Below are 26,044 nucleotides of genomic sequence, written 5' to 3' on the forward strand. Positions count from 1 at the left end.
TAAATAAGATCAGTTTAATAATATGTATCGGTTTAACCACTTTCAACCAGTATCACGTGAGTTGATGATTAAGATTTCAATTCTAAAAACAATGATGTATTGCGGTGTTCTTTGGGGTTTATATCATCAAGGCTGGGCAATCAAATCTGATCAGGACGGTCATGTCTTTCCTTTCTGGCTGAATGGTGTTCAAGCGCATCGTTATGCCAAGGCGCATTGGAAAAATTACACACCACGAAAAATCACACCAAAAGATTTTCATGAATCTTTATTGCCAACCCTAACCCGCCTACAAGTTGAGCCTGCTTTATTTAACTCGTCACATCGCAAATTCAAGCTTTCAACACAGCAAATGCAGCATTTCTTTTTTATGCAGCATCAACCTGTAGCGACTGCCTAAAGTTTCCATTGTTACAGTGATGACTTTTTAAACATTCATGAGAAAAAGTTATCATTGTGGCTCAATTAGGACTTTGCAATTAAAACAAATACCGTTAAGTTAAATGAAAATGACAATACAACACAGGTGGATAAACAATGACAATCGTTGCTCAAGTCATCAAGAATAAAGCAGTACAATCAATTTTTACAATCTCACCAAATGCGACTGTACTTGAAGCAATTAAAATTATGGCAGACAAAGGTGTGGGTGCGCTGGTGGTTGCAGAAGATGAAAAAGTGGTTGGAATTTTCTCTGAACGTGACTATACCCGTAAGATCGCCTTGATGGAACGTACATCGGAAAGTACCCTTGTCTCGGACATTATGACATCCAAGGTCATTTCAGTCGGCCTGAACCATACGGTAGAGGAATGTCTACAGCTCATGACCGATCGCCATTTACGTCATTTACCTGTGCTGGATCAAGAAAAGCTGGTGGGTTTTATCTCAATTGGTGACTTGGTTAAAGCGGCAATGGAAGACCAACGCATCCTGATTGAACAACTTCAACAATATATCTCTGGTTAATTGTTTAACCATAAAAAAACAGGGCAATTCACTGCCCTGTTTTTTTTATTCTTAATAACCCAACACTATGCTTTTAAAAAGTTCTGGATTGCAGGAACAAGACGTTGCAACAGCTCATCTGCCTGAGCTTGAGTCATGTTGAGTGGTGGTAACAAACGAACCACGGAACCCGCCGTGACATTAATAATCAATTTATACTGATCACGCGCAATCGCAACCAGTTCAGCACAGTCTTTTGGTAGTTGAATACCAATCATCATACCAAAACCACGTACCTGTACATTGTGGCCAGCCAGTTGCTCTCTGAGTTGATCCACGATATAGGCACCGACAGTGGCAGCATTTGCAACCGCATTTTCTTTTTCAAGTGTATCCAATACTGTATATACCACACGCGAGCCCAACACTGTGCCACCGTAGGTTGACCCGTGGCTGCCTGCACCCAGTAAACCGACCGCTTTACCCTGGGTCATCACCGCCCCAATTGGGAAACCATTGCCTAAACCTTTGGCTGTGGTCATTACATCAGGAACAATATTGGTGTGTTGATAGGCAAAATATTTACCTGTACGCCCATTTCCAGTCTGGATTTCATCCAGCATCATCAACCAGTTATGCTGGTTACATAAAGCACGGACTTCTTCCAGATAGCTAAAGCCTTGGGGTGCAGTATTGACTCCACCCTCACCCTGAATGGGTTCAATCAGGATTGCAACAATATCAGGATGATGGATTGCCGCTTCCTGAATCGCTTCCACATCCCCAAATGGCACACGGATGAAACCCTGAACTAAGGGCGCAAAACCCTCCTGAACCTTTTTATTGCCTGTCGCAGACAAGGTTGCCAAGGTACGACCATGGAAAGACTGTTCAGCAACCAAAATCTTTGGATTGACAATCCCCTGTTGCGCACCAAACTTACGGGCAATTTTAATTGCGCCTTCATTTGACTCGGCACCGCTATTGGAGAAAAAAATCTCTTCCATCCCAGAAACTTCTGCCAATTTCTGGGCAGCAGCAGTTTGCCAAGGAATTTCAAATAAGTTACTGGTATGAATCAAGGTTGCAGCCTGTTCAGCAATCGCTTCCGCTATCACAGGATGAGCATGACCCAATCCACATACGGCAATCCCCGTCAAGGCATCTAAATATTCTGTCCCATCCGCCGTATATAGATACGCCCCTCGTCCTCGTACAAAGCTGATCGCCTGGCGACCATAAGTTGCCATAAGGTGTGTTGGTTGATCAGGTTGTACAGGAGCAAGAGTGATATTAGTCATAACAAACTCAATCTATCATTAGTTGTAGTGGAAAAAAGTTATATAAGCAAAAACTTGCGTAGATTGAAAGCATAAACTCACATTTATATAAGAAAAATCTTTAACAATAGCTCGTAAACTGTTTTTCAGTATATAATTTGGCAAGATTAGTTGAGGATCTATCTATGACGGAACAAGCGCGTGATACAGTAGCGTTAATTCGTGATCAAATTGCGAAACACCCTGTTTTACTTTACATGAAAGGCACTCCCCAATTCCCGCAATGTGGTTTTTCTGCGCGTGCAGTAGAAGCACTTAGCCAAATTGGTCGTCCATTTGCCTATGTAAATATCTTAGAAAATCAAGATATTCGTGCAACTTTACCTCAAATTGCCAACTGGCCTACTTTCCCACAGTTATGGATCAATGGCGAGCTCATTGGCGGTAGCGACATCATGCTTGAAATGTTCCAGAATGGTGAGTTAAAGCCATTGGTTGAGCAGTACAGCCCAGCGCCTGAAGCCTAAGCTGTAAAAAGCAAAAAGCCAATCAAATGATTGGCTTTTTTAATTGCTTAAACACCTTACTGTTTACTAAAACCAACATAGCGGAACATTCCCTCCACGCCCAAATCTGCCTTATAGATTTTCATTTCAAGATAGTTTGCCTGCGTCACAGTCATAAAAACATTCATGTTTGGATCTTCATGAATTTCATCAACGGACTGTGTTAAAACATCCTCAAAACGGTCTGCAATAAATTCAAAACCCAAATCCATCGCCATAAACAAAGTATGTTCACAAGGCTGAATATATTGTTCCTGCTCCCAGTCCAAAACAGCATGCTGGCAATATGGACATAAAATATTCTGGGTAGCATCGACAATATTGATGAGTTGATATGACATAATAATAAAGCATAAAGGATTTCAGTCAGTTTAAAAGAATATGACACGCTAATCTATCTTGAATAGGAGGATTTAGCTGATGGCAACCCTTGAACAAGCCATTGCATTTGCAGCAAAACAACACGCAGGCCAAGTTGATAAAGCCAATGTACCCTATATTTTACATCCATTGAGAGTCATGCTAAATGTACCCAGCATTGAACATAAGATTATTGCTGTGCTACATGATGTCTTAGAAGATACTGAGACAAGCATCGAAGATTTACAAGCACTAGGATTCCAACCACATATTATCGAAGCAATCGTTGCACTGACCAAACAAAAAGGTGAGTCACGAATACAAGCCGCTCAACGGACTGTACAAAACCCTTTGGCGCGTGTTGTGAAATTGGCAGATATCAATGACAATATGGACTTGTCTCGGATTTCATCGCCAACAAGCAAAGACTTTGAGCGACTAAACGAATATAAACAGGTTCGGGATATTTTATTAGGCCAAAATGTTTAATAATCACGTTTCTACCAAACTGAATGACAAGAAGCTGGAGTTCATAGCGTAATGCTGACTGATTTAGATGATTTTTATTGCTTTGCGCTTGTGGTTGAGCATGGCGGCTTTAGTGCTGCTGAACGTGCAACAGACATTCCTAAATCAAAACTCAGCCGTCGGGTCTACAACCTTGAAGAACAACTGGGTGTCCGTCTCATTCAACGTAGTTCACGCCATTTTGCTGTGACAGACATTGGCATGGATGTCTATCGTCATGCACAGGTGATGATGAATGCAGCACAAGCTGCCCATGATGTGGTGAACCATTTAAGCAGTCAGCCACGTGGTGTCATCAAGGTCAGTGTTCCTGTGGATATCGCCCAGAATCAAATGGCAAAAATATTGCCAGCTTTCCTAAAAAAATATCCTGAAGTCCGTGTGCAGATGATGGTCAGTAATCGCCGTGTGGATGTCATTAATGAGGGCATTGATTTGGCGTTGCGTGTGCGCTCCAAACTGGACGATGATCCGAATCTGGTTTTAAGACAATTTGAAGCCATTGAACAGCGACTTTTTGCCAGCCAGGCCTATTTAAATGAGTTTGGTCATTTAACCACACCTGAACAACTCACTGAACATCGTATTATCAGCATGGCTGAAGAGCATCTTGACCAGCATTTTCTACTGTCAGGTCCAGATCATCAGCAAAAGAAAATCAAGGTCAACCCTGTGATTATGGGTTCGAACTTGTTGATGTTGGCAGAATTAGCCAGTCAGAATTGTGGGATTGCCTTACTGCCTGACAGCATTGCGCAGGGTTTTATTAAAACAGGCCAATTGGTGAAAGTCTTACCTGAATGGACTGCTCCACATGGAATCTTCCATGCAGTTTATCCATCACGTCGGGGTTTACTGCCAGCGGTTCGTGTATTTATTGACTATCTGGTTGAACAACTTACCTTATGTTCTACGATAAAAAGACCCGATTAATATCGGGCCTTTGCTGTATTTATGAAATAGCAGGATAATGCCCAGTTCCCTCTGGCCAAGGGGTAAGTAATTCAAAACCATCCTCTGTCACTGCAACCATATGTTCCCATTGGGCAGAAAGAGATTTATCCTGTGTAACCACCGTCCAACCATCACTTAACTCTTTCACCTGCGCCCTACCTGCATTCACCATCGGTTCAATGGTAAAGACCATGCCTTTTCTCAATACCATGCCCTGACCTTTCTGACCATAATGCAGGATATTCGGTTGTTCGTGGTAAACACGTCCAATACCATGCCCACAATATTCACGGACAATACTATAGCCTTGAGCCTGCGCGACAGATTGAATCGCATAGCCAATATCGCCTAATGTTGCCCCAGGCCTGACCGTACGAATACCTGCCAACATTGCATCATAAGTCGTTTCAACTAATTTTTTGGCTTCAGGGCTTGGTTCACCTACAAAGTACATCCGACTGGTATCGCCAAAATAACCATCTTTAATCACTGCCACATCAATGTTTAGAATGTCGCCCTCCCGCAAAATCTTTTTGGGAGAAGGAATGGCATGGCATACTTCTTCATTGACAGAAATACAGGTTGTTTTGGTAAAACCGTGATAACCCACATTGGCAGGAATAACCTGTAAAGTATTGATGATATAATCATTACATATATCATCTAAATATTCAGTTGAAACACCAGCCTTTATATAAGGACCAATCATTTCCAGAACTTGTGCCGCCAAACGACCCGAGATACGCAATTTTTCAATATCTTGTTCCGTTTTAATGGTCACAGTAGAAGCTCTCATTCGAGATATTCCTTATGTAAAAATCAAATTAATTTCGCAATGCAGAGCCATTTTTTATACTGCATTCAATATTTCAATAGTTTTACGCCTCAGCCCTCAAATCTTCAATCTTTTTACGACTGAAAGACACTTTTTATTTTACATTTCATTTCGATCAGCATCATAGGAAAAAGGTAGAAGAAACCAGATTTTTTACTTTTAAAACCTTTTCAAACAATTAAGTTTACCAAAGATAATCCCATGATTTTAATCATTTCTTTTTAGACAAAAATAAACCGTTTTTCACATAAATTTGATTTCAAATGACAGCATTTTTATTCTAAAATCCGCACTTTTATTTTGCACCTCCCTTTTATGAACCATCTTCGTACAGGAGATATTATTGCCCTCGGTTTTATGACCTTTGCACTGTTTATTGGTGCAGGCAATATTATTTTCCCACCTATTGTTGCCCAGCAGGCTGGTGAACATGTATGGCTCGCTGCATTTGGTTTCTTAATCACCGCAGTTGGTCTCCCTGTAATGACTATCATGGCCTTGTCACGTATGCAAGGCTCAATTGAGGTCATCAGTTCCCCACTAGGTCGTTTTGCAAGTTTATTACTGACCATCGTCTGTTATTTATCTGTAGGGCCATTATTTGCAACGCCACGTACCGCCACCGTGTCTTATGAAATTGGTTTTGCGCCATATTTTGGCACATCCAGCAGTAGCCTGTTCATCTACAGCGTGATTTACTTTGCCTTTGTCGCAGCAGTTTCCCTTTATCCCAATAAACTGCTTGATACCGTCGGACACGTACTGGCACCATTAAAAATTGTTGCACTTGCAGTACTGGGCATCGCAGCCTTTGCCATTCCGACAGGTTATATCTCTCCACCGATTAACCATTATGTCAACAGTCCAGTTTCCGAGGGCTTTGTCAGCGGTTATTTGACCATGGACACCTTAGGAGCGCTGGTATTTGGTATTGTGATTATTCAGGCCATTCAGTCCCGTGGAGTAACTGATTCCAAGTTGATAACCAAATATGCAATTATCGCCAGCTTGATTGCAGGTGTAGGTTTAACCCTTGTTTATATCAGTCTGTTTAAACTGGGTTTAGGTAGCCATGAAGTCGCGGCAAATGCAGATAATGGTGCAGTCATCCTGCATGCCTATGTACAGCATGCCTTTGGCGATCTGGGTTCATTGTTCCTGACTGGATTAATTTTTCTGGCATGTATGGTCACTGCGATTGGCTTAACCTGCGCATGTGCAGAGTATTTTAATGAATTAACTGGTTTACCCTATAAATTACTGGTTTTTATCCTGATTGGGTTTTCACTGTTAATTTCCAACTTGGGTTTAACCAAACTGATTGCGTTCTCCGTTCCTGTATTAAGTGCAATTTATCCGCCAGCAATCGTGGTGATCATGCTTAGCTTTTTCTGGAAACACTGGAACAAGCCATCGCTGATTGTAGGTTCAGTCACCGCCATCGCTTTCCTTTTCGGTATTGTAGAGGCAATTAAAGCGGCTGGTTTTACAGAAAAGTTACCACAATTTATTGATCACTTGCCATTAAGTGAACAAAACCTTGCCTGGTTACTTCCATCATGTGCCGTTCTTATGATTGCAATTGCAATTGACCGATTATCAGGTAGCAAGAATTAAAATGATTTGTCGTTAAAACGATGTTTTACCCAGACATCATTTTAGCTATACAAAGAATGTCCCTTTATCCAATGTGCATTTTCTGTTTACGACAAATCTTTATTTTTTAAGATATGTTAAGTCTATAAAAAGGTAAAAATAGCAATATTATTCATCATGTTAAAATTCTAAATCTTTCAAAATGTAAAAAAATGCTTCATCATTTCACCAAAAAATACTACAAATTCACATTTAAAATACTTAAAAGTTATAAAAATCAATGTATTTAATAAATTAATCTAAAAAATATTGAATTTAGCTATTGAAATACTCAAGAATTAGCAGTACAACTTAAAGAATAATTCTGACTAAAACACTTAAGTTTTGTCATCACCACAAGGAGGGATGGAGATGTTATCATTACATTTCAACAAGCAAGTCTTCATTAACACTCTGAAGACCACTGATTCGAGCATTTATGCAATTACAACACTTGCCCTAATGGCAACGTTGTTGTTTCAAGGCACTATTATGGGTAACTTAAAACCTGAATATTTTGCCTATGCAATGGTCGTCTCTATGGCTTTCTGTACGTGGGGAATTATTGATCGAAAGTGTCGACAGGTAAATATTGATCGACAGAAGAATTCTTTAGAGAAAATGGATGATTAATCATCCATTTTTTATATCAGTTTAAAAATTTTGCAATTGTTCCAAATAATAAAATCGCTGTAGCACCCAGTTCAACAATAATTAAACTTAACATCATTAACGTCATGCACCAGGCTGGAATGGCCCACTGACCTAATTGATGAGGCTGTTTAAACTGATTGGTGGTATCTTTCAACAATCCATGAATGATATAGGTCAGGATGGACATCGCAAAAAAGAACAGGTTTGCAATTACACAAGCTAAAGTCCACATATCAGACAAAACTGTAAAATAGCTCAATGCAGCCAAGATTAAACTGGCGGCGGCATAAAGTAGGCTGCTTCGATGAGCAATATCTACATAGTAATGTGCCCGTGCAAGCTCCGTTTTTCTAATTTGATAATATTTCCATACTCCTGTTAGCATCCCCACCCAAAGAAAAATTCCACTAAATATAATCGACAATTCAGTCGCTTGAGTTAAAGCAAACATCCGCTATCCTGTAAATCAGCTTCCTATTAGGGTTCTATATTACATAATAATTGACTTTTAAGTCATTTTTTACACCAGTTTCTTTTTGGAACTTGTGTAAAGTAGAAATATGCAAATACAAGAGTAGCTCGCTCATGAATAGCCCTGAATCATTTTGGATCAGTTGTAAAGATGGTTATCAACTTGCAGCTCAGTTTTATCCTGCACAAAATGATAAACAGCAATATCCTATTCTCATTTGTCCTGCGACAGGGATTACCAAAACCTTTTACCACGCTTTTGCAGAGTGGTTGAGTCAGCAAGGCTATGAGGTTCTAAGTTTTGATTTTCGTGGTATTGGTCAATCTCTACATGGAGCACTTAAAGATTCAACAGCCAGTATCAATGATTGGGGACTACTTGATATTCCAGCGGCAATTGATGCTTTGCTGAACCGAACCCAGGCAGAAAAAGTCATTATTATTGGGCATAGTGCTGGTGGTCAGCTTCTTGGCGTTAATCCCAACTATAGTAAAGTTGCCAAGGTTCTGGCAATTGCTGGCTCAACAGGCCATGTAAAAGGCTTAAAAGGTAAAACCAAGCTGCTCGCCCCTGTGATGTTTAATGTTATTTTTCCTATTTCCAGCTTTTTCAAGGGCTATGGCGCAACCCAATTTATCGGTATGGGAGAAAACTTGCCAAAAAATGTGGCAAGGCAATGGGCAGAATTCTGTAGCAAACCTGGCTATGTGATGAATGCGATTGGGAAAAGCATTTTTGATGACTATCATCAGGAAATTCAATGCCCTATTACCTCTTTTTGGGCCTCGGATGATGAAATTGCGACACAGGCAAATGTTGAGGATTTACTGCGTCTTTATCCCAATGCAAAAACCAGGCTCATTGAACTCAACCCTCAACAACATGGCTATAAACAGATTGGACATATGCTGATGTTTAAAAAATCCCATCAGAAACTCTGGCCAATTTTAGAAGATGAATTGAAAAACTTGAATTAACAACACACTTCATCTCAACAATATATACGCTTTTACGCATCTAAACCTGTAATCCTGTTTAGATGCGTCTTTTTCTATTTCACATAAAATTTCTTGAACATTCATAAAGCAATTTCAAAACTATTTGTTAGTTTTATTAAAAATAATCCATCATATTTTAATTTAACTACAATGATATTCTTTTCTCAAAAATGAAAGTTTAAAAATTACCCGAAGAATGTGATAAAGAATGTATTTATTCAACTTTCACCAAGTGTTTGATATGTTATATTTTAACCAAATGTTCAATTCAAATGATTGAATAAACACATTTTCCAAGTATTATTTATTTTATAAATATATTGATTTCGTATATTTATGACATTTTAGACAGAAATTTTTGCAAAAAAGTCACGTTATAATTTGTATTTATTTTCTACAATACAACTGTTCTACAAATCAGCTAAATAGCGAAGTTGTAAAACACAATTGGAGCTAATGAGTAACTAAGGTCATCATTCATAACAGTTTAATACGATTTATATGATGTTTACTTATTCATGATAAAGAGAGTGTAAAGCTTTCTTTAGGAAGATTTGTTATAAATGGAATGATAGAAAGATCAGATTTCATGGTTTTTCTAACAGGTAAATTGTAGACATTTCATGGAATCTTGGAGTTATTCAATATAACTCAATGCAACAAGCATAGGAAATAAGTAATGCCTAAAAAATATGCGCGTTTTTTACCTACAGCCGACTCGTTTAACTTGGAAGACTTCCCTTTTTACTGGATTTCTCAAGTAAATGCCCAATATGTTCAAAACATTGACAATGTACTTAAAAAGTATGGTTTAGATAACTCTCGCCGCCGCATTCTCATTGCATTACATGTAAAACCTCATGCCAGTGTGTCTGAGCTTTCAGATATGGTCATTTCTAAAATGTCGACGACAACAAAAATTGTCTACCGCTTAAAGGATGAGGGATTTATTGAGACTTATTCCTGTAAAGAAGATGGTCGAATTACCCGCGTTTATTTAACCGAAAAAGGTCAGGAAATGATCACCAAGATCAATGACCTCACTTCTGTTATTTTAGAGCAATCCTTTGATGGCTTAACACCATTACAGATTGAGAAAACCATGGAAATTCTCAAACATATGTTTAAGAACTTGGCGCGCTAATTTCCCATAAAAAAAGGCTTCAACAATGAAGCTTTTTTTATTCTAGGCATAGAAAATTTATATCAATCAAATATATTGAGTTGTGGAGTAATTTTTTCTATCTTGGCTTTAGGTACATGGGAACATTCAAACTCTTCCACTGGAAATCCCTGCATAAACTGGAACATTTGATTCGGCTGTTTCAGGCTTAGCCAATCATCCAGACGCTCATGTGGAATCACCACAACTGACCTTTTTACATCACCTGGTTCATGAAATTCTTTCATCATAGCGTGGTCTATCGCATCCATTGTCAGCATTGTTGCTGAACGAATCACTTCACCATTTATTTTGCAGATTTCGTAAAGTGCAGCGATAAAGAAAACCTTGCTATCTCTACGGCGCACTCCCCATCGTTGGGGTTTATTATCAAAATATTTACTTTCATAAAACTCAGTAACAGGGATTACACCAAACTTACATTTATAGGCGGCTTCCTGAAAGCTGGGCTTCTGAAAAATGGTTTCGTGTCGAGCATTATAAGTATGTTTTGAAATATTGATATCTTCTGCCCACTTTGGTACTAAACCAAATAAAACTTCTCGCCACTCCAGTCCATGCTCAGATTTAAACAATAAAGGAGCTTTATAACCTGGATAAACTTCATCCAGATATTCAAACGGAATTTGTGGCAAACCTAATTGCTGTAGCTGTTGCAAAGTTAGAGGTTTGAAATTCGCACACATCTTCGGGCCTACGGATTTTTAGTTATTAATCTTTTTAAAAGCAACATAAAAACGCCAATACATAATTACTTGCATAAACACCGAAACCAATAAAGTTACCCAGCCTTGATAAGGTACTATCAGTTCCAGAATTTGATTAGCTTCAATAAATCTTGCAGCAAAAACTAAAGCAACTATTATGAAAACGAAAAATAGCAAATAAGCTAAAAGCATTTTCACACCAATAGGTAAAAAAAGACAAATTAAACGATTAAGAAACTGCTTTCCATGATTTCCACCATTTGCAGTAAAACAAAAGTTCACGGCGATGAGCAGCATTATGATGGTAAGTATCGTATCGATAGTGCTAGGTACAATATCAACAACAGGTGAAAAACGCATAGCGAACATCATCAAGAAAGTAACAGAAGCACTGACCAAATAATAGTTTTTATAATCTCTATCAGCTAAACGCTCATTTTTCAAATCATCTATTAATTTATTGGTATTCCAAAAATACATTTTTTCTCTCTATTTATAAAAAAAGAGGTATCTATCAACTAGATACCTCTTATTGGCCTAAAAGGTAATATTAATCACCTGTATAACCTTTAAGTTTTAAACGTGCAGCATGTAACAATGGCTCTGTATAACCTGATGGTTGCTCAGCGCCTTTGAAGATCAGGTCAGAAGCTGCTTGGAACGCGATACCATCAAAGTTAGGTGCCATTGGTGTATAAAGTGAATCATTGGCATTCTGCTGATCAACAATCACAGCCATACGCTTCAACACTTCTTCAACCTGTTCACGCGTTACAATCCCGTGACGCAACCAGTTCGCAACGTGTTGAGAGGAAATACGCAATGTTGCACGGTCTTCCATTAAACCAACGTTGTTGATGTCTGGAACCTTAGAACAACCTACGCCCAGGTCAACCCAACGAACTACATAACCCAAGATACCTTGACAATTATTTTCTAGCTCATTGTTCAACTCTTCAGCAGTCCAATTAGTTTCTGGAGCAAATGGTGGTGTTAACAAGTCATCCAGAGACAACATGTTTTCATTCGCCAACTCATCCTGACGTGCTTTCACGTTGATTTGATGGTAATGCAATGCATGAAGTACCGCACCTGTTGGAGATGGAACCCATGCACAAGAAGCACCCGCATTTGGATGTGCAGTTTTGGTCGCCAACATATCTTTCATGCTGTCTGGTTTTGGCCACATGCCTTTACCAATTTGCGCCTTACCTTGTAGGCCGCACGCCAAACCAATCGCAACGTTACGGTTTTCGTAAGATGCAATCCATTTTTGGGTCTTAACCGCTTCTTTACGAACAACAGGCGCAGCTTCCATAGAAGTATGGATTTCATCACCTGTACGATCCATGAAGCCTGTGTTAATGAAAATAGTACGGTCTTTTGCAGCAGCAATACAGTTTTTCAAGTTTACAGAGGTACGACGTTCTTCGTCCATAATCCCGATTTTAAGCGTCTTCGCTGGCAAGCCAAGTGCCTGTTCTGCACGCTCAAACAATTCAACTGCGAATGCAACTTCTTCTGGACCATGCATTTTTGGCTTAACGATATACATTGAACCTTTACGAGAGTTGTGGTTTTCGTTTTGACCACGGATATCAGCAATTGTCAGTAACGGCGTTACCAACGCATCCATGATGCCTTCGAATACTTCCTCACCTTCTACAAGGATCGCTGGGTTAGTCATTAAATGACCAACGTTACGAAGAAGCATCAATGAACGACCATGTAAAGTTGTAGTGCCACCAATCAAGTTTTGAACAGTACGGTCTTTGTTCAAGGCACGCGTAATGGTTTTACCATTTTTCTCGATAGACTCTTGTAAGTCACCTTTCATCAAGCCCAACCAGTTACGGTAGCCTTCAACTTTCTCTTCTGCGTCAACAGCCGCAACAGAATCTTCCAAATCCTGAATGGTTGTGATTGCCGCTTCAAGGGTTAAATCCTTTACACCAGCAGCATCAGTTTTACCCACTGGGCTGTTTGCATCAATATCAATGATAACGTGCAGGCCATTATTTAATAAAACGATTTCAGTTGGGTTTGCGGCTTCACCATTGAAACCAACAAATTGTGCTTCATGCGCCAAAGAAGTGGTCGAACCATCTTTTAAAGTCACAACCAGACGATTGTGATCAACCGCATATTGAGTTGCATCAGCATGTGAGCCTTGTGCCAACGGGAAAGTTTGGTTTAAGAAATCTTTAGCGAATGCAATAACCTTGTCACCACGAACTGGGTTATAGCCTTTACCTTTTTCCGCACCGTTTTCTTCAGAAATTACATCTGTACCATAAAGCGCATCGTATAAAGAACCCCAACGTGCATTGGCTGCGTTTAAGCAATAACGTGCATTACGTACTGGTACAACTAGCTGTGGACCTGCCAATAAAGCAATTTCTTCATCCACATTTTCAGTCGTCACCTGGAAATCCGCAACTTCTGGTTCCAGGTAACCAATTTCAGTCAAGAATGCTTTATAGGCATTCAATTCAAATTTATTATTGCGGTGCCATTCATCAATCTTGGCTTGTAGTTCATCACGCTTAGCCAATAATGCCTTGTTTTTTGGGCTAAGATCGACAACGACTTGCTCGAAGTTTTTCCAGTAAGTTTCACTATCTAAACCAGATCCTGGTAAAGCTTCATTTTCGATGAAATCGTAAAGTTCTTTAGCAATCACTAGCTTGCCTTGTTGAATACGTACAGTCATTGTCTTTCCTGATGGTGCTAACTTTTTATAACAAGATTCCTAGTATACCGATTTATACTAGCCTGAATAGTAATATCACATTCCTAAATAGTAAGCATTTTCTCTATAAGACGTATTGACAAGCGCAACTTTATCTCTTTATCAAAAAATCAAATTCCTGGGTACTTACAGTTTAGGCCTGCAATGTCCTCACATTTTTAAACGACTTTATTTATAGCAAAATTCAAACAAGAATAAAGCTTTCTCTATCTAAATTTATAAAAAAAGACATTCCGAAGAATGTCTTTCTAATTTTATGAGGTTTTTGCAACCTGTATCTGTCGATGTTCAGAATGTAGGTAGTCATCCGACTGCATTTCCAGCAAGCGTGAGCGTGTCCGTTCAATTTCAAATGCTAGTTTCTGGCCTTTATACAGTTCAATAATCGAGTCTTCAGAAGTCAGCAACAGCTTCACACCACGGTCATAGAACTCATCGACCAGATAAATAAAGCGTCGTGTTCCTTCTGACAGGAAATCGGTCAAATGCGGAATATTGCTGACCAATACGGTATTGTAAATATTGGCAATTTCAATAAAGTCTGCTGGACTACGTGGCTTGAAGCATAATTCAGAGAACTCACACCACAATACATCTTCTGTATGCCCTAGAGTCTCAACCACACGATTATTAATCATGATGGGTGTATTAGACAGCGTTTGAGTATGTGTAAGCGATTGAAAACGTTCAAACATCCATGATTGTGTATCATTGCTTAATGGATGTTTAAACAATTGTGCCTGTTTCAATACACGTAAGCGATAATCCACACCTGCATCAACGTTTAAAACCACACAGTTTTTTTGTACCAGTTCAATGGTTGGCATAAAACGATCACGGTGAATCCCATTTTTGTATAAACCGTCTGGTGCAATATTAGAGGTTGCAACCAAGGTAATACCGCGCTCAAATAGTTTCTGAAATAAATCACTGAGAATCATTGCATCTGTCACGTTCGATACAAAGAATTCATCAAAACAAATCACAACTGCATCTTTATAAATTTGATCAGCGACCAAATCCAGGGGATTACGCTGGCCTGACAGCTTGTTTAATTCTTTATGAACGTATTGCATAAAGTGATGGAAATGCATACGGGTTTTGCGACGGAATGGAACAGCATCATAAAACTGGTCCATTAACCATGTCTTGCCACGCCCCACACCACCCCACATATAAACCCCTCTCGGATAGGTTTGGCGACGGAAACGTCGAAACGCTTTCTTGGATGCTTTATAACGCGTGAGTAATTCTTTCCATACTCGATCCAACTCTTGCACTGCCTGAGCCTGAGCTTCATCAGGCATAAACTGACCTGACTCAAGTGCTTGAGTATAACGCTCGGCAGGTGATGTAGGAATAAATGCAGTGCTATGTGAGTCTGGTTTAGAATTTGACATAAGGACTTATTGCAATTTTAATTGGTGAAAATTATATCGAACATTCTGTTCAAAGGCATTAGATTTTAGGCTTAATTATGATGCTGTTTAAACATCATAATCTACCATTTTTAATTATTTAGCTATTTCGATGATATTGTCTAGGGCTTTGTCCAAACCATCTTTTAAAGGCATGATTAAACGCCGCAGGTTCAGAATATCCCAACATTTCGGCCACCTGTTCAATTGAATACGAACTATTTTCAATAAATTTTAATGCCTTTTGTTTGATCAGCCTTTCCCGAATTTCCTTATAGCTGGTCTGCATTTGCTGCAATTGATGCCTTAAGGTTCGCTCAGGCATGTTCAGTGCACAGGCCGTTTCTGCCATGGTTGGAATCACTCCATTCTGCATTTCCAGATAATCTTCAACATATTCGACAACAGTCAGTTTGAGACTCTCATTCTTCTCCAGCCTTGCCAGATCCTGTAGGCATTTTTCCTCATATACCCGATAGGTCAATGTATCTGCGGAGGGCACTTTAATTTGTAGAATATCAATGTTATCCAGAATGAATGCAGCTTGTTCACACTCAAATTTAACATCCTGCCCATAATAGTCCTGATAGGCAGCCATCAATGCCAAGTCTTTTGGCCTTTTAAATGGCAATTCAATTTTAATGTGGGGAATTTCCAGCCCCATCATCTTAAAAATATCCTGTAAAAACTTATATGTACCCGAGATTTCACATTGTGCTCGGAGATGGCCCAATGGACTCATCAAGTCAATGGGCTGGTAATTTAAATGAATTAAGGATTGGTCTATTGTTAATTGTAATGAACCAAATAAATGGGTTAAGCGTTGAAATCGCACACCATTTTTTAAAGCGGAATGGAGTGTGTCACTGGTTACAAGCAGCATTAAAAATGGACCATAACCTGCAAGAGCATAATGCTGGCCGATGAATAAACCTTGTTCAGGGGAAATATCCTGACTAATATGCTGCAAGATATCCCATTCAATCTCATCTGGAATAATTGAAGCTGGATCAAGTGCATCGGCCTGTATGCCCATATTTGCCAGACGTGTATCCACATCAATACCAACATGACGCATGCCTTGAATCAAATACATTAATCCGAGGATAGATCTCTTCATAATTCCAAATGCAATTCTCAAAACTTTAATGTTGTACTATAAAAAAGCATGTAAATGAATTGCCGAAATGATCAAGTTCTGCGTCTATACAATCATATTTAATCTCGATAAAACCTTTAAACTTGCACGAAATTTAGCTGTGCAGGGCGTGGACGATGCGTGACGTAACCAAAAATGCGATTCAAAAAACTAAAGTTGCCATTATTGGTGCAGGTTTTGGTGGTTTGGCAATGGCAATTCGACTATTACAAAGTCAAATCAATGATTTTGTGATTTTGGAAAAGACCAATGATGTTGGTGGTACATGGCGAGAAAACCAATATCCAGGTGCAGCATGTGACGTTCAATCGCATATGTATTCCCTTTCATTTGCACCTAAAACCGACTGGTCCAAACGTTACGCAGAAGCAGATGAAATCTTTGGCTATATTCAGGATATTACCGAACAATACAAAATTAAGGATTACTGCAAGTTTAATCATGAAGTAACTCATGCTGAATTTGATGAAAACCGTAATGTCTGGACTGTAGAGTTGAAAGACCAGCCAACAATTGAAGCACAATTTGTCATTTTTGCTTCTGGTCCACTGCATGTTCCACAAATTCCACACATTAAAGGGATTGAGAAATTCAAAGGCAAAGTGTTCCACTCTTCAAAATGGGAACACGATTATGATTTAAGTGGTAAATCTGTTGCCTCTATTGGTACAGGTGGCAGTGCCATTCAATATATTCCTGAAATTGCACCAGAAGTAAAACAGCTTTATGTGTTCCAGCGTACCGCAGCCTGGGTCATTCCACGTGACGAACGTAAGTATTCACAACTGAGCAAGTCCTTGTTTAAGGCATCTAATATCTACCGTCAAATTCACCGTACTCGCCTGTACTGGACCAATGAATCCCGTGTTGTACCTATTGTACAGCCACAGATCATGAAATATGGACAAAAACTGGCAGAAGCCTTTATTCGTTTTCAGGTAAAAGATAAAGAACTCGCCAGGAAACTGACGCCTGACTTTGTTATGGGCTGTAAGCGTATTTTGATTTCCAACAAATACTTCCCAACATTTAACCGTAAAAATGTTGAATTGGTTACGGATGGTATTCAGGAAATCACCGCAAATGGCATTATCACCAAAGATGGTAAAGAACGTCAGATTGACTGTTTGATCTATGGTACAGGCTTTATTACCGATCCACGTATCTATTTAAAGCATTTTGATTGTGTCGGTCGTAATGGCATTGAACTTAAACAGGCGTGGAAAGATGGCGCTGAAAGTTATTACGGCATTACCACCAAGAACTTCCCTAACCTGTTCCAGTTACTCGGCCCGAATACGATCCTAGGTCATAACTCTGTGATTTTCATGATTGAATCACAAGTGAACTATATTCTACAGTTGATCCAGACCGTTGATAAAACAGGTACTCAGGCGGTTGAAATCAAGCATGATATACAAGATCAGTTCAATGATCGTGTACAGGAACAGCTCAAAGGTACGGTATGGCAAGCAGGTGGCTGTAGTAGTTGGTATCAGGCGGCTGATGGCAAAAACTTCTCCCTATGGCCAACCTATACCTGGAAATATTGGTTAGAGACTCGTAAAGTGAATGTGGCTGATTACAATTTTATTAGCACCACTATAAATGCAAAAAGCAATGCGGCCTAATCTATAATTCTCCATAATAAGCAGGTTATTCTTAACCTGCTTTTTTTATGCAATCTTTTACACTGATCTTCCAAATTTTTATTGCAATTAGCTTAGGCTATTTTATCGCTCCTCATCTTTCACAAGCCACCAAGAAATTTGTATTTAAAATTCTTCCCTATTTTTCCTATATTTTATTGATCGCAGTCGCATTTGAACTCACTCAGGCTTTAAACCATATCCAAAACCCAGCAACCATTTTGCCACCAGCCCTATTAATTGCATTTACTACTTCGATTGGCTCATTCTCTATTTGTTTGCTGACCTTTAAACTGGTTGATCGTCAAAGTATACAAGGCAAAATTTCCTTTCATCTTTTTATAAATGCCTTAACAAATATAGCCAAAGCTTTTTTGGCTCTAGGTGTAGGTATCCTGCTTGGAACCATCGTAAATTTATCAAATGTAGATATTGCATTTAACAGTTGGTATTTACTACTGATCTTTATCTTTTTGATTGGTATTGAACTGGCATTTACCCAATTTGATCGGAGTTGGCTGAGCTGGAAAATTTTACTTGTACCCATTGCAGCATTTATGGGTTCGTGTTTAGCCTCAGTTTTAAACTATTTTCTATTATCAGATCACTATAAATTGAATGAGGTCATGGCGTTGGCACAAGGCTATGGCTGGTATTCCATGTCAGGTATTTTATTTACCGAATTACACTCTGCCAAATTTGGTGGGATTGCCCTGCTCACCGATTTATTGAGAGAAATTTTTGCGATTCTATTAATGTATTGCCTAGGCTGGCGTTTTCCCCGTTCAGCAATTTCAAGTGCTGGCGCAACTTCAATGGATGTCACCTTAGCAATGGTCAAACAATCATGTGGTACGTATTATGTACCCCATGCAATGATGAGTGGCTTAATTCTTTCGCTACTCGCACCACTATTGATAACTCTGTTTTTAAATCTGAAATTTTAATGAACATCAGTTGAATTGATCAAATCAATATAAAAGGCGAACACAAGTTCGCCTTTACAAGAAGATCTATTGATTTAAATCGAAGCCAATATAGACTTTAACATTCCAGTTGGATTTTCTGCTTTGGTAATTGGGCGCCCAATGACCAAATGGGTTGAACCGTCCAGCATTGCCTGTTTAGGTGTCACAATACGTTTTTGATCATCCGCATTAGAACCTTCAGGACGAATACCTGGTGTGACCAATGCAAAATCTACCCCTAACATTTCACGAAGAATTTTTGCTTCCTGTGCCGAACATACCACACCATCCAGGCCACTCTCTTGAGTGAGCTTAGCCAAGCGTTTTACTTGCTCTACAGGTTCAATATCCAGGCCAATATCAAGCAGGTCTTCACGTCCCATTGACGTTAATACAGTAACTGCAATCAATTGTGTTTGATAATTTCCTGCTTGCAAACGCTCAACACAGGTTTCCATCATCTTGCGACCACCAGATGCATGCACATTGACCATCCACACCCCTAGATCAGCCGCCGCACAAACCGCCTGGGCGGTGGTATTCGGAATATCATGGAATTTTAAATCTAAAAAAACCTCAAAACCCTTGTTCTGTAAGTTTTTAACAACAGATGGTCCCTCATGAGTAAAAAGCTCCTTGCCGACCTTGACGCGACATAGAGTAGGATCAAGCTGTTCCACAATTGTCAGAGCGTCGTATTCGCTTTTTGCATCCAAGGCAACAATGATACTCAAGAGCTTTTCTTCCCAATAAAAATAAAGCCCATATTATAATGGGCTTTTATTTTCTGTGTGAATATCCAGCACAGTTTTTTCATGTCTTGTACTTGCAGCAGCCTGAGCAGCAGCTTGTTGAGCCACCTGAATTTGTTCTTTCCGCAAATGATCAATGTCTTTACGTAAACGTTTAATTTCCCAATTGGTTTGGAAAACCCTAAATACCTGAACACCAAGAAGTAGACCAACAATAATGCCTAATGCCAATGTTAATAGAAGCAATAGACCTAAACGCATCGCAGGTACTTGGGTAAACAATAAGTTTACCTCCAGCTCTGCTGGGTTCTGCAAAACCAGGGCAAGCGAATAACCAAATATAGCAATAAGTAATGCGATTAAAATATAACGCATAAACACCTCGAATATTATTCAGCAGATTCGTTTACCGCATCACGAAGTGCTTTACCTGGTTTAAAGTGAGGAACCGCTTTCGCCGCAACATCAACAGCCTTACCTGTTTTAGGGTTACGTCCTAAACGTGGTTCACGATGATGCAATGCAAAACTGCCAAAACCACGAATTTCGATACGATCACCATTTGAAAGCGCTTCAATCATTTGGTCAATCATGATCTTAACTGCATCTTCAACTAAAGGCTCAGCCAAGTGTGGGTTTTTAAGTGCAATCCGTTCAATCAAATCAGATTTATTAAGTGCTTCAGTAGTCATCGATGACCTCTTTAATTATTGCTACTTTTCAATGTTTTTAATAATAACCTGTTTAAATACAAAACGGTAGCGCAGTACATCAATACTACGCTACCGTTTACAGTATTTTTGTATAAAAAAGTACTTCTCTGTTACAAGAAACGTACTTTTTAACAAATTACTTCATTTGAGCTTTAATTAAGTCACCAATAGTCTTAGGACCATTGCTGTCAGCAACTTGTGCAGCAGCAGCTTGACGAGCATTGTTTACAGCTTCTTTCTCTTCAGCTTCGTCTTTCGCCTTGATAGACAAGTTGATTGAACGAGACTTGCGATCAACGTTGATGATCTTCGCTTCAACTTCCTGACCAACTTCTAGGAACTTGGTTGCATCTTCAACACGGTCACGATTGATTTCAGAAGCTTTAAGTGTTGCTTCGATGTCATCAGCCAATTTAACTGTAGCACCTTTCGCATCAACAGCAGTTACAGTACCTTTAACCAAGGCACCGCGCTCATTCGCAGCCAAGAAGTCATTGAATGGGTCGCTGTTTAATTGCTTGATACCAAGGCTGATACGGTTTCCTTCAGCATCTACAGACAAAATAACTGCTTCAACTGTGTCACCTTTCTTGTAACGACGGATTGCTTCTTCGCCCTGCTCGTTCCAAGAAATATCAGACAAGTGTACTAGACCGTCAATACCGCCAGATAAACCGATGAAGATACCGAAGTCAGTGATTGACTTGATCGTACCAGAAACTTTCTCGCCTTTCTCATGAGACTTGGCAAACTCTTCCCATGGGTTAGCACGAGTTTGTTTGATACCCAATGAAATACGACGACGTTCTTCGTCAACTTCAAGAACCATAACATCAACTTCATCACCGATCTGAACAACTTTAGACGGGTGGATATTTTTGTTGGTGTGGTCCATTTCTGAAACGTGTACCAAACCTTCAACGCCTTCAGCGATTTCAGCAAAGCAACCGTAGTCAGTTAGGTTAGTAACACGCGCCTTAACGATAGAACCTTTAGGATAACGGCTCATGATCGCCAACCATGGATCTTCGCCTAATTGTTTAAGGCCTAACGATACGCGGTTACGGTCACGGTCAAATTTAAGTACTTTAACAGTAACTTCCTGACCAACTTCAACAACTTCTGATGGATGCTTGATACGTTTCCAAGCCATATCTGTGATATGGAGAAGACCATCAATACCACCAAGATCAACGAATGCACCGTAATCTGTAAGGTTCTTGATTGTACCAGTAACAGTTTGACCTTCTTCAAGCTGAGCAAGCAATGCTTCACGGTCAGCTGAAGATTCAGCTTCCATTACGGCACGACGGGAAACAACAACGTTGTTTCGTTTAGCATCAAGCTTGATAACCTTGAACTCCAACTCTTTACCTTCAAGGTGAGTTGTGTCACGAATTGGACGAGTGTCAACCAAAGAACCTGGCAAGAATGCACGTACAGGACCGATGTCAACAGTGAAACCACCTTTAACCTTACCAGAGATAACACCAGTAACGATTTCGCCATCTTCAAAGATTTTCTCAAGTTTAGTCCAAGTTTCAGCACGTTTTGCTTTTTCACGTGATAAAACTGTTTGACCCATACCGTTGTCAAGTGCTTCAACAACAACATCAACTTCGTCACCAACCTGAACTTCAAGTTCACGTTGTTCATTTAAAAACTCAGCACGGTCAACAACGCCTTCAGATTTAAGGCCAGTGTCAACAGTTACCCAGTCAGAGTCGATGCTAACAACGATACCTTTAATTACGGCACCTTTGTCAATATTAAGGGTTGATTCGCTTTCTTCAAAGAGGGCTGCAAAAGATTCGGTCATGATATACCTAAAAAATTCAACGGTCTTGGATCAGACAAGATCGGTTTAGTTAAGTTGTTACATAGCCATAAAAATCTGACCAGACCATGCTTCAACTGAAAATTCATTGAATATCTATTTATATACGACTATCGATATAATCAACCATGAGCTTAAAGACCTCATCAATGCCTATTTTAGAGCTATCAATGATATAGGCGTCTTCCGCTGGCTTGAGTGGAGCGACTTCACGCTCCATATCTCTTTTATCTCTAGCCTGTATGTTAGATAAAATGTCGCTTATTTTAGCATCAACCCCCATACCCTGCAACTGTTTTACACGTCGCTCAGCACGGGACTCAGCTGATGCTGTAAGGTATAGCTTGGCTTGCGCTTCAGGAAAAATGGAGGTTGCCATGTCACGGCCATCGGCAACCAGTCCTGGATGCTGGATAAATGCACGTTGACGTTGGAACAGTGCCTTACGCAGTTCAGGAACAGTTGCAACCTTGGACGCATACTCGCCCACTTGTTCGGTACGGATCGTATTGGTGACATCTGCACCCTCAAGCAAAACCTGCGTAGAGGTCTCACTTGATTTAAATTCAATATCCAAATGAGTTGCATAATCAATACATTGATCTAGCTTTGCTTCAATTTGGTTCAACAAGCCCTTTTGAAACAATGACAGCCCAAGTAAACGATAAAGCGCGCCAGAATCCAACAAATTAAAATGATAATGTGCAGCTATCTTCGCCGCCAAGGTTCCCTTACCAGATCCACTTGGACCATCAATCGTAATAATTTGAACTGTCATTCCTGTCTCTTATGAAGCAACTGATTTTGCTAATTTTGAAAAACCTAGTGTAATCGCTGCCTTGAGTTGTGCAAGAACTAATTTACTTACAAAAGGTGCTTTTGCGGTAAATTCGATCTTATAGGTCACCAAAGTGATGTATGGGGTAATTTCCCTAAAATCAATTTGTCCCAAATGATGTTTTACTAATGGGTTGTTAATCAGCTTATATTCAATCCGCTTGTTTTCTTCCAGCAAAGTAATCTCTTCCTGTAATGGCTTAATCGGGCCAAAACCCATGCGACGAATTGAACCGATGCCATCAGGACGTTGAGGGTCAGCAGAATCCTTTACACGCACCACCTGTAAAGGTGCAAACGCCTTGTTGTAGGTTGCATGTTTTGACAATAAATCAAAAACATCAGAGATCGGTGCATTGAATTCTTTTTGTATGGTGATTGCATTACGCATAGTTTCGCCTTTTTGATCTAACCAAAATCATGGGAGGGCCTAGTTTGCCACAACTACAAGGGCATTATGAATCATTTAAGGACGTTTTTGACGAACGGATTTTTCTCTTTTCCTCACGTCTACGCTTAAAAAACGCACTTAACTGGGTTGAGCATTGGGCCTGCATACAGCCCTGTTCGAATGTGAATTTATGATTGTAATAGCCACTTTCAAGTAACTGTCTTGCGCTGACCAAAGAACCCGCTTTAGGCTCAGTGGTTGCAAACACCACGCGTTGAATCCTCGCATGGATTAAAGCTCCCACGCACATGGTACAGGGTTCAAGCGTCACATAAAGTATGGCATCATCTGGCAAACGGTAATTATCTATGGCCTGGCAGGCAGAACGAAGTGCCTGGATTTCAGCATGTGCAGTTGGATCGGAAAGCGTGATGGGCGCATTATAACCCGAACCAATCACCTTACCCTGGCTTACAATTACCGCCCCAACTGGAATTTCATCCTGTGAGGCAGCTAGGGCAGCTTGCTCATAGGCAAACTGCATCCAGTATTCATCATTCGTTTCAGTTGAACTCATATAGGGTTAAACAATCACACCATATTGTCTTAACAATGCGTTCCAGCTATCAATCGTGGTCACTGGAGGGCAGTCAGATAAAATATCTTGTAACGTAATTTTTTCGGCTGCTTTCCATTCTGGTGACAAATCTTTATCGACCAAACGGGCACGCACCCCCTCGACAAAATCGGGATGACGAATTTTCCAGTCAGAAATTTGTGATTCAAGCGCAAAAACCTCATCCCAAGCATGGCCCTGCTTGCCCCATTGCCACAGCAACCAAGTAATTGCGGCTGTGCTTGGTGAACCTTTTTGCAGATTTTCACTTGCCTGACGCAACCAGTCACTGCTTGCCTCACTCAGACCAATAATTGCCTGATAGTCATCTTCAAATTTCTGACCACGGCAAACGCTATGGATCACATCAATTGAGTTTTGTAGAGGACCTGCCGCTACAGGACGATGTAAACTATTTAAAGTATCATCAATGGCACGGAACGCACCTGCTGGGTAATCATTCCAGTCTATACTTAATATTTTTTGCAATACGTTATCACGCTGAGCCTCACAAATATGGGTCGCCCAACCCACACTATACGCGCCAGCCGCTGTCATGATTGAACCCGTTAAACCCGTAAAGAGACCGATTGGCCCTCGGTCTGCAAGGAAACGGCTTCCACCCACATCTGGGTATAAACCGATATTGATCTCAGGCATGGCCAAACGCGAGTAAGGCGTTACCAAACGGAATGGTGCGGCCATAAACAGGCCCAGACCTCCGCCCATGACATAGCCCTCACCCCAGACCACAATCGGTTTTGCATAATTATGCAACAGCAAGTCAAGCGCATATTCCTGTGTAAAGAACAGGTTGGCTGTGTCAACTTCCTGATTGATCACAAGCTGGCGTAGTTTACGAACATCTCCACCTGCACAAAAGGCTTTAGGTGTAGTTGAATCAAACCAAATCGCCGTAACACTGTCATCACTGTGAAAATATTCAAAAACTTGCAACAATGCACTGACAATAGACTCATCTAGGGCATGTAAGGATTTTGGACGGTTCAGGCGAACAATACGCCAGCCATTTTTTGCTTGTTCAATAACCAAGTCAGGATGATAGCTATTTAGGTCAGGAGAAGTCATTATGCGTCCAGTTGCCAGTCTATGGGCTCAATGCCATGTTGTTTCAAATATTGATTGGTTTTTGAAAATACTTTGCAGCCAAAAAAACCACCTCTGTTTGCAGACAAAGGGGATGGATGTGCCGCAGTTAATACAAGGTGCTTGTTTCGATTAATACGTTGTCCTTTTCGCTGGGCATACGCACCCCACAAAATAAAGACCACATGCTCCCGCTGTTCATTCAACACATCAATAACAGCATCGGTAAACTCTTCCCATCCCTGTTTCTGATGCGATGTCGGTTGTCCTGCCGCGACGGTGAGTACGCTGTTGAGTAGCAGTACGCCTTGTGCCGCCCATTTACTCAGGTCACCATGACGGGAAACTGGTACACCCAAATCAGTATATAACTCATGGAAAATATTACGCAAAGATGGGGGTAATGCAACCCCTCTATGCACAGAAAAACTTAATCCATTTGCCTGATTTGGGCCATGGTAAGGATCTTGTCCCAAAATCACGACTTTTACATCATTTAGAGGTGTGGTATTCAGTGCACTAAAAATCTCTTTACTGGGCGGATAAATGGTTTTTTGGGCGAGTTTTTCCTGCTGCAAAAACTCACGCAAATGGTCCATTTTATGACCCAGTAGAAATTCGGATAATGAGGTTTTCCAGGACTCATCCAACTGAACTTTATTTAACTTGTCCTGCTGTTGTTCAGTAAATTGCATCAACATTCCCTGCAATAAATTCATTTGTTG

General features: G+C 40.1%; 29 protein-coding genes. 11 read left to right on the plus strand and 18 right to left on the minus strand.

The window, feature by feature from the left end; translation table 11 throughout:
- Window positions 1–22: 22 nt before the first annotated feature.
- Entirely contained in the window at window positions 23–400 is a 378-nt protein-coding gene (locus tag QTA56_RS03790) for a DUF2750 domain-containing protein (protein ID WP_267979612.1), read from the plus strand.
- A gap of 137 nt (window positions 401–537) precedes the next feature.
- Window positions 538–969: a CBS domain-containing protein gene (locus tag QTA56_RS03795; protein WP_004758215.1), complete on the plus strand. Its 432-nt coding sequence runs from the start codon at window positions 538–540 to the stop codon at window positions 967–969.
- 65 nt (window positions 970–1,034) lie between these two features.
- On the opposite strand, the gene QTA56_RS03800 is transcribed toward QTA56_RS03795, so the two are convergent.
- A complete protein-coding gene (locus QTA56_RS03800; protein WP_267979613.1) occupies window positions 1,035–2,249 on the minus strand; it encodes an aspartate aminotransferase family protein in 1,215 nt (404 codons plus the stop codon).
- Between the two features lie 164 nt (window positions 2,250–2,413).
- On the opposite strand from QTA56_RS03800, the gene grxD reads away from it, so the two are divergent.
- Window positions 2,414–2,755 (plus strand): Grx4 family monothiol glutaredoxin, encoded by a 342-nt coding sequence (gene grxD, locus QTA56_RS03805; RefSeq protein WP_004639270.1) that lies wholly within the window; start codon window positions 2,414–2,416, stop codon window positions 2,753–2,755.
- 56 nt (window positions 2,756–2,811) lie between these two features.
- On the opposite strand, the gene QTA56_RS03810 is transcribed toward grxD, so the two are convergent.
- A complete protein-coding gene (locus QTA56_RS03810; protein ID WP_267979614.1) occupies window positions 2,812–3,135 on the minus strand; it encodes a hypothetical protein in 324 nt (107 codons plus the stop codon).
- Between the two features lie 79 nt (window positions 3,136–3,214).
- On the opposite strand from QTA56_RS03810, the gene QTA56_RS03815 reads away from it, so the two are divergent.
- Entirely contained in the window at window positions 3,215–3,643 is a 429-nt protein-coding gene (locus tag QTA56_RS03815) for a guanosine-3',5'-bis(diphosphate) 3'-pyrophosphohydrolase (RefSeq protein ID WP_267979615.1), read from the plus strand.
- Between the two features lie 51 nt (window positions 3,644–3,694).
- Window positions 3,695–4,615: a LysR family transcriptional regulator gene (locus QTA56_RS03820; protein WP_267979616.1), complete on the plus strand. Its 921-nt coding sequence runs from the start codon at window positions 3,695–3,697 to the stop codon at window positions 4,613–4,615.
- A 19-nt stretch (window positions 4,616–4,634) separates the two neighbouring features.
- On the opposite strand, the gene map is transcribed toward QTA56_RS03820, so the two are convergent.
- Entirely contained in the window at window positions 4,635–5,432 is a 798-nt protein-coding gene (map, locus tag QTA56_RS03825) for a type I methionyl aminopeptidase (RefSeq protein WP_267979617.1), read from the minus strand.
- Between the two features lie 354 nt (window positions 5,433–5,786).
- Between map and brnQ the strand changes: the two genes are divergently transcribed.
- Entirely contained in the window at window positions 5,787–7,088 is a 1,302-nt protein-coding gene (gene brnQ / locus QTA56_RS03830) for a branched-chain amino acid transport system II carrier protein (protein ID WP_267979618.1), read from the plus strand.
- A gap of 390 nt (window positions 7,089–7,478) precedes the next feature.
- Window positions 7,479–7,739: a hypothetical protein gene (locus tag QTA56_RS03835; RefSeq protein WP_004680924.1), complete on the plus strand. Its 261-nt coding sequence runs from the start codon at window positions 7,479–7,481 to the stop codon at window positions 7,737–7,739.
- Window positions 7,740–7,755: 16 nt separating this feature from the next.
- Here the strand turns inward: QTA56_RS03835 and QTA56_RS03840 are convergent, their stop codons facing one another.
- On the minus strand, window positions 7,756–8,211 hold the full coding sequence (locus QTA56_RS03840; RefSeq protein WP_267979619.1) for a hypothetical protein: 456 nt from the start codon (window positions 8,209–8,211) through the stop codon (window positions 7,756–7,758).
- Between the two features lie 134 nt (window positions 8,212–8,345).
- Between QTA56_RS03840 and QTA56_RS03845 the strand changes: the two genes are divergently transcribed.
- Both QTA56_RS03845 and QTA56_RS03850 read left to right on the plus strand, forming a co-directional pair.
- Window positions 8,346–9,209: an alpha/beta hydrolase family protein gene (locus QTA56_RS03845; protein ID WP_267979620.1), complete on the plus strand. Its 864-nt coding sequence runs from the start codon at window positions 8,346–8,348 to the stop codon at window positions 9,207–9,209.
- Between the two features lie 700 nt (window positions 9,210–9,909).
- Window positions 9,910–10,374 (plus strand): MarR family winged helix-turn-helix transcriptional regulator, encoded by a 465-nt coding sequence (locus tag QTA56_RS03850; protein WP_267979621.1) that lies wholly within the window; start codon window positions 9,910–9,912, stop codon window positions 10,372–10,374.
- A gap of 62 nt (window positions 10,375–10,436) precedes the next feature.
- Here QTA56_RS03850 and QTA56_RS03855 read toward each other — a convergent pair whose 3' ends face one another.
- The 5 genes from QTA56_RS03855 to QTA56_RS03875 form a co-directional block, all read right to left on the minus strand.
- Window positions 10,437–11,099, minus strand: a complete 663-nt coding sequence (locus QTA56_RS03855; protein ID WP_267979622.1) for an SOS response-associated peptidase — start codon at window positions 11,097–11,099, stop codon at window positions 10,437–10,439.
- An 18-nt stretch (window positions 11,100–11,117) separates the two neighbouring features.
- The gene (locus tag QTA56_RS03860) at window positions 11,118–11,600 is read right to left on the minus strand and encodes a hypothetical protein (RefSeq protein ID WP_267979623.1); all 483 of its coding nucleotides are present in this window, start codon (window positions 11,598–11,600) and stop codon (window positions 11,118–11,120) included.
- Between the two features lie 70 nt (window positions 11,601–11,670).
- A complete protein-coding gene (locus QTA56_RS03865; RefSeq protein WP_267979624.1) occupies window positions 11,671–13,833 on the minus strand; it encodes a malate synthase G in 2,163 nt (720 codons plus the stop codon).
- A gap of 293 nt (window positions 13,834–14,126) precedes the next feature.
- Window positions 14,127–15,272: a cell division protein ZapE gene (gene zapE / locus QTA56_RS03870; protein WP_267979625.1), complete on the minus strand. Its 1,146-nt coding sequence runs from the start codon at window positions 15,270–15,272 to the stop codon at window positions 14,127–14,129.
- 118 nt (window positions 15,273–15,390) lie between these two features.
- Entirely contained in the window at window positions 15,391–16,410 is a 1,020-nt protein-coding gene (locus tag QTA56_RS03875; RefSeq protein ID WP_267979626.1) for an AraC family transcriptional regulator, read from the minus strand.
- 155 nt (window positions 16,411–16,565) lie between these two features.
- Between QTA56_RS03875 and QTA56_RS03880 the strand changes: the two genes are divergently transcribed.
- Together QTA56_RS03880 and QTA56_RS03885 are read left to right on the plus strand one after the other, a co-directional pair.
- The gene (locus tag QTA56_RS03880) at window positions 16,566–18,080 is read left to right on the plus strand and encodes a flavin-containing monooxygenase (protein ID WP_267979627.1); all 1,515 of its coding nucleotides are present in this window, start codon (window positions 16,566–16,568) and stop codon (window positions 18,078–18,080) included.
- Window positions 18,081–18,127: 47 nt separating this feature from the next.
- The gene (locus QTA56_RS03885) at window positions 18,128–19,045 is read left to right on the plus strand and encodes a LysO family transporter (protein ID WP_267979628.1); all 918 of its coding nucleotides are present in this window, start codon (window positions 18,128–18,130) and stop codon (window positions 19,043–19,045) included.
- 74 nt (window positions 19,046–19,119) lie between these two features.
- On the opposite strand, the gene pyrF is transcribed toward QTA56_RS03885, so the two are convergent.
- From pyrF to ung, 9 genes are all read right to left on the minus strand, one after another.
- Entirely contained in the window at window positions 19,120–19,800 is a 681-nt protein-coding gene (gene pyrF / locus QTA56_RS03890) for an orotidine-5'-phosphate decarboxylase (RefSeq protein WP_267979629.1), read from the minus strand.
- 33 nt (window positions 19,801–19,833) lie between these two features.
- Window positions 19,834–20,193, minus strand: a complete 360-nt coding sequence (locus QTA56_RS03895; protein ID WP_267979630.1) for a lipopolysaccharide assembly protein LapA domain-containing protein — start codon at window positions 20,191–20,193, stop codon at window positions 19,834–19,836.
- Between the two features lie 14 nt (window positions 20,194–20,207).
- Window positions 20,208–20,510, minus strand: a complete 303-nt coding sequence (locus QTA56_RS03900) for an integration host factor subunit beta (protein ID WP_004679473.1) — start codon at window positions 20,508–20,510, stop codon at window positions 20,208–20,210.
- 157 nt (window positions 20,511–20,667) lie between these two features.
- Entirely contained in the window at window positions 20,668–22,350 is a 1,683-nt protein-coding gene (gene rpsA, locus QTA56_RS03905; RefSeq protein ID WP_267979631.1) for a 30S ribosomal protein S1, read from the minus strand.
- Between the two features lie 118 nt (window positions 22,351–22,468).
- Window positions 22,469–23,146, minus strand: a complete 678-nt coding sequence (cmk, locus tag QTA56_RS03910) for a (d)CMP kinase (protein WP_267979632.1) — start codon at window positions 23,144–23,146, stop codon at window positions 22,469–22,471.
- Window positions 23,147–23,155: 9 nt separating this feature from the next.
- A complete protein-coding gene (locus tag QTA56_RS03915) occupies window positions 23,156–23,596 on the minus strand; it encodes an SRPBCC family protein (RefSeq protein ID WP_004679478.1) in 441 nt (146 codons plus the stop codon).
- A gap of 64 nt (window positions 23,597–23,660) precedes the next feature.
- Complete coding sequence (gene tadA, locus QTA56_RS03920; protein WP_267979633.1) at window positions 23,661–24,173, minus strand: tRNA adenosine(34) deaminase TadA; 513 nt, start codon at window positions 24,171–24,173, stop codon at window positions 23,661–23,663.
- Window positions 24,174–24,179: 6 nt separating this feature from the next.
- Entirely contained in the window at window positions 24,180–25,304 is a 1,125-nt protein-coding gene (locus QTA56_RS03925; protein ID WP_267980034.1) for an enoyl-CoA hydratase/isomerase family protein, read from the minus strand.
- Entirely contained in the window at window positions 25,301–26,014 is a 714-nt protein-coding gene (gene ung / locus QTA56_RS03930) for a uracil-DNA glycosylase (RefSeq protein ID WP_267979634.1), read from the minus strand. The genes QTA56_RS03925 and ung overlap by 4 nt, the downstream gene beginning before the upstream one ends.
- Window positions 26,015–26,044 lie beyond the last annotated feature (30 nt).

Source organism: Acinetobacter thutiue (assembly GCF_030385805.1).
Lineage (GTDB): Bacteria > Pseudomonadota > Gammaproteobacteria > Pseudomonadales > Moraxellaceae > Acinetobacter > Acinetobacter corruptisaponis.

What these genes read in the sequence shown, in the direction of transcription:
- QTA56_RS03790 (WP_267979612.1), top strand. Translation starts at nt 23, where the DNA reads ATGTATCGGTTTAACCACTTTCAACCAGTATCACGTGAGTTGATGATT.
- QTA56_RS03795 (WP_004758215.1), top strand. Translation starts at nt 538, where the DNA reads ATGACAATCGTTGCTCAAGTCATCAAGAATAAAGCAGTACAATCAATT.
- QTA56_RS03800 (WP_267979613.1), bottom strand. Translation starts at nt 2,249, where the DNA reads ATGACTAATATCACTCTTGCTCCTGTACAACCTGATCAACCAACACAC.
- grxD (WP_004639270.1), top strand. Translation starts at nt 2,414, where the DNA reads ATGACGGAACAAGCGCGTGATACAGTAGCGTTAATTCGTGATCAAATT.
- QTA56_RS03810 (WP_267979614.1), bottom strand. Translation starts at nt 3,135, where the DNA reads ATGTCATATCAACTCATCAATATTGTCGATGCTACCCAGAATATTTTA.
- QTA56_RS03815 (WP_267979615.1), top strand. Translation starts at nt 3,215, where the DNA reads ATGGCAACCCTTGAACAAGCCATTGCATTTGCAGCAAAACAACACGCA.
- QTA56_RS03820 (WP_267979616.1), top strand. Translation starts at nt 3,695, where the DNA reads ATGCTGACTGATTTAGATGATTTTTATTGCTTTGCGCTTGTGGTTGAG.
- map (WP_267979617.1), bottom strand. Translation starts at nt 5,432, where the DNA reads ATGAGAGCTTCTACTGTGACCATTAAAACGGAACAAGATATTGAAAAA.
- brnQ (WP_267979618.1), top strand. Translation starts at nt 5,787, where the DNA reads ATGAACCATCTTCGTACAGGAGATATTATTGCCCTCGGTTTTATGACC.
- QTA56_RS03835 (WP_004680924.1), top strand. Translation starts at nt 7,479, where the DNA reads ATGTTATCATTACATTTCAACAAGCAAGTCTTCATTAACACTCTGAAG.
- QTA56_RS03840 (WP_267979619.1), bottom strand. Translation starts at nt 8,211, where the DNA reads ATGTTTGCTTTAACTCAAGCGACTGAATTGTCGATTATATTTAGTGGA.
- QTA56_RS03845 (WP_267979620.1), top strand. Translation starts at nt 8,346, where the DNA reads ATGAATAGCCCTGAATCATTTTGGATCAGTTGTAAAGATGGTTATCAA.
- QTA56_RS03850 (WP_267979621.1), top strand. Translation starts at nt 9,910, where the DNA reads ATGCCTAAAAAATATGCGCGTTTTTTACCTACAGCCGACTCGTTTAAC.
- QTA56_RS03855 (WP_267979622.1), bottom strand. Translation starts at nt 11,099, where the DNA reads ATGTGTGCGAATTTCAAACCTCTAACTTTGCAACAGCTACAGCAATTA.
- QTA56_RS03860 (WP_267979623.1), bottom strand. Translation starts at nt 11,600, where the DNA reads ATGTATTTTTGGAATACCAATAAATTAATAGATGATTTGAAAAATGAG.
- QTA56_RS03865 (WP_267979624.1), bottom strand. Translation starts at nt 13,833, where the DNA reads ATGACTGTACGTATTCAACAAGGCAAGCTAGTGATTGCTAAAGAACTT.
- zapE (WP_267979625.1), bottom strand. Translation starts at nt 15,272, where the DNA reads ATGTCAAATTCTAAACCAGACTCACATAGCACTGCATTTATTCCTACA.
- QTA56_RS03875 (WP_267979626.1), bottom strand. Translation starts at nt 16,410, where the DNA reads ATGAAGAGATCTATCCTCGGATTAATGTATTTGATTCAAGGCATGCGT.
- QTA56_RS03880 (WP_267979627.1), top strand. Translation starts at nt 16,566, where the DNA reads ATGCGTGACGTAACCAAAAATGCGATTCAAAAAACTAAAGTTGCCATT.
- QTA56_RS03885 (WP_267979628.1), top strand. Translation starts at nt 18,128, where the DNA reads ATGCAATCTTTTACACTGATCTTCCAAATTTTTATTGCAATTAGCTTA.
- QTA56_RS03895 (WP_267979630.1), bottom strand. Translation starts at nt 20,193, where the DNA reads ATGCGTTATATTTTAATCGCATTACTTATTGCTATATTTGGTTATTCG.
- QTA56_RS03900 (WP_004679473.1), bottom strand. Translation starts at nt 20,510, where the DNA reads ATGACTACTGAAGCACTTAATAAATCTGATTTGATTGAACGGATTGCA.
- rpsA (WP_267979631.1), bottom strand. Translation starts at nt 22,350, where the DNA reads ATGACCGAATCTTTTGCAGCCCTCTTTGAAGAAAGCGAATCAACCCTT.
- cmk (WP_267979632.1), bottom strand. Translation starts at nt 23,146, where the DNA reads ATGACAGTTCAAATTATTACGATTGATGGTCCAAGTGGATCTGGTAAG.
- QTA56_RS03915 (WP_004679478.1), bottom strand. Translation starts at nt 23,596, where the DNA reads ATGCGTAATGCAATCACCATACAAAAAGAATTCAATGCACCGATCTCT.
- tadA (WP_267979633.1), bottom strand. Translation starts at nt 24,173, where the DNA reads ATGAGTTCAACTGAAACGAATGATGAATACTGGATGCAGTTTGCCTAT.
- ung (WP_267979634.1), bottom strand. Translation starts at nt 26,014, where the DNA reads ATGCAATTTACTGAACAACAGCAGGACAAGTTAAATAAAGTTCAGTTG.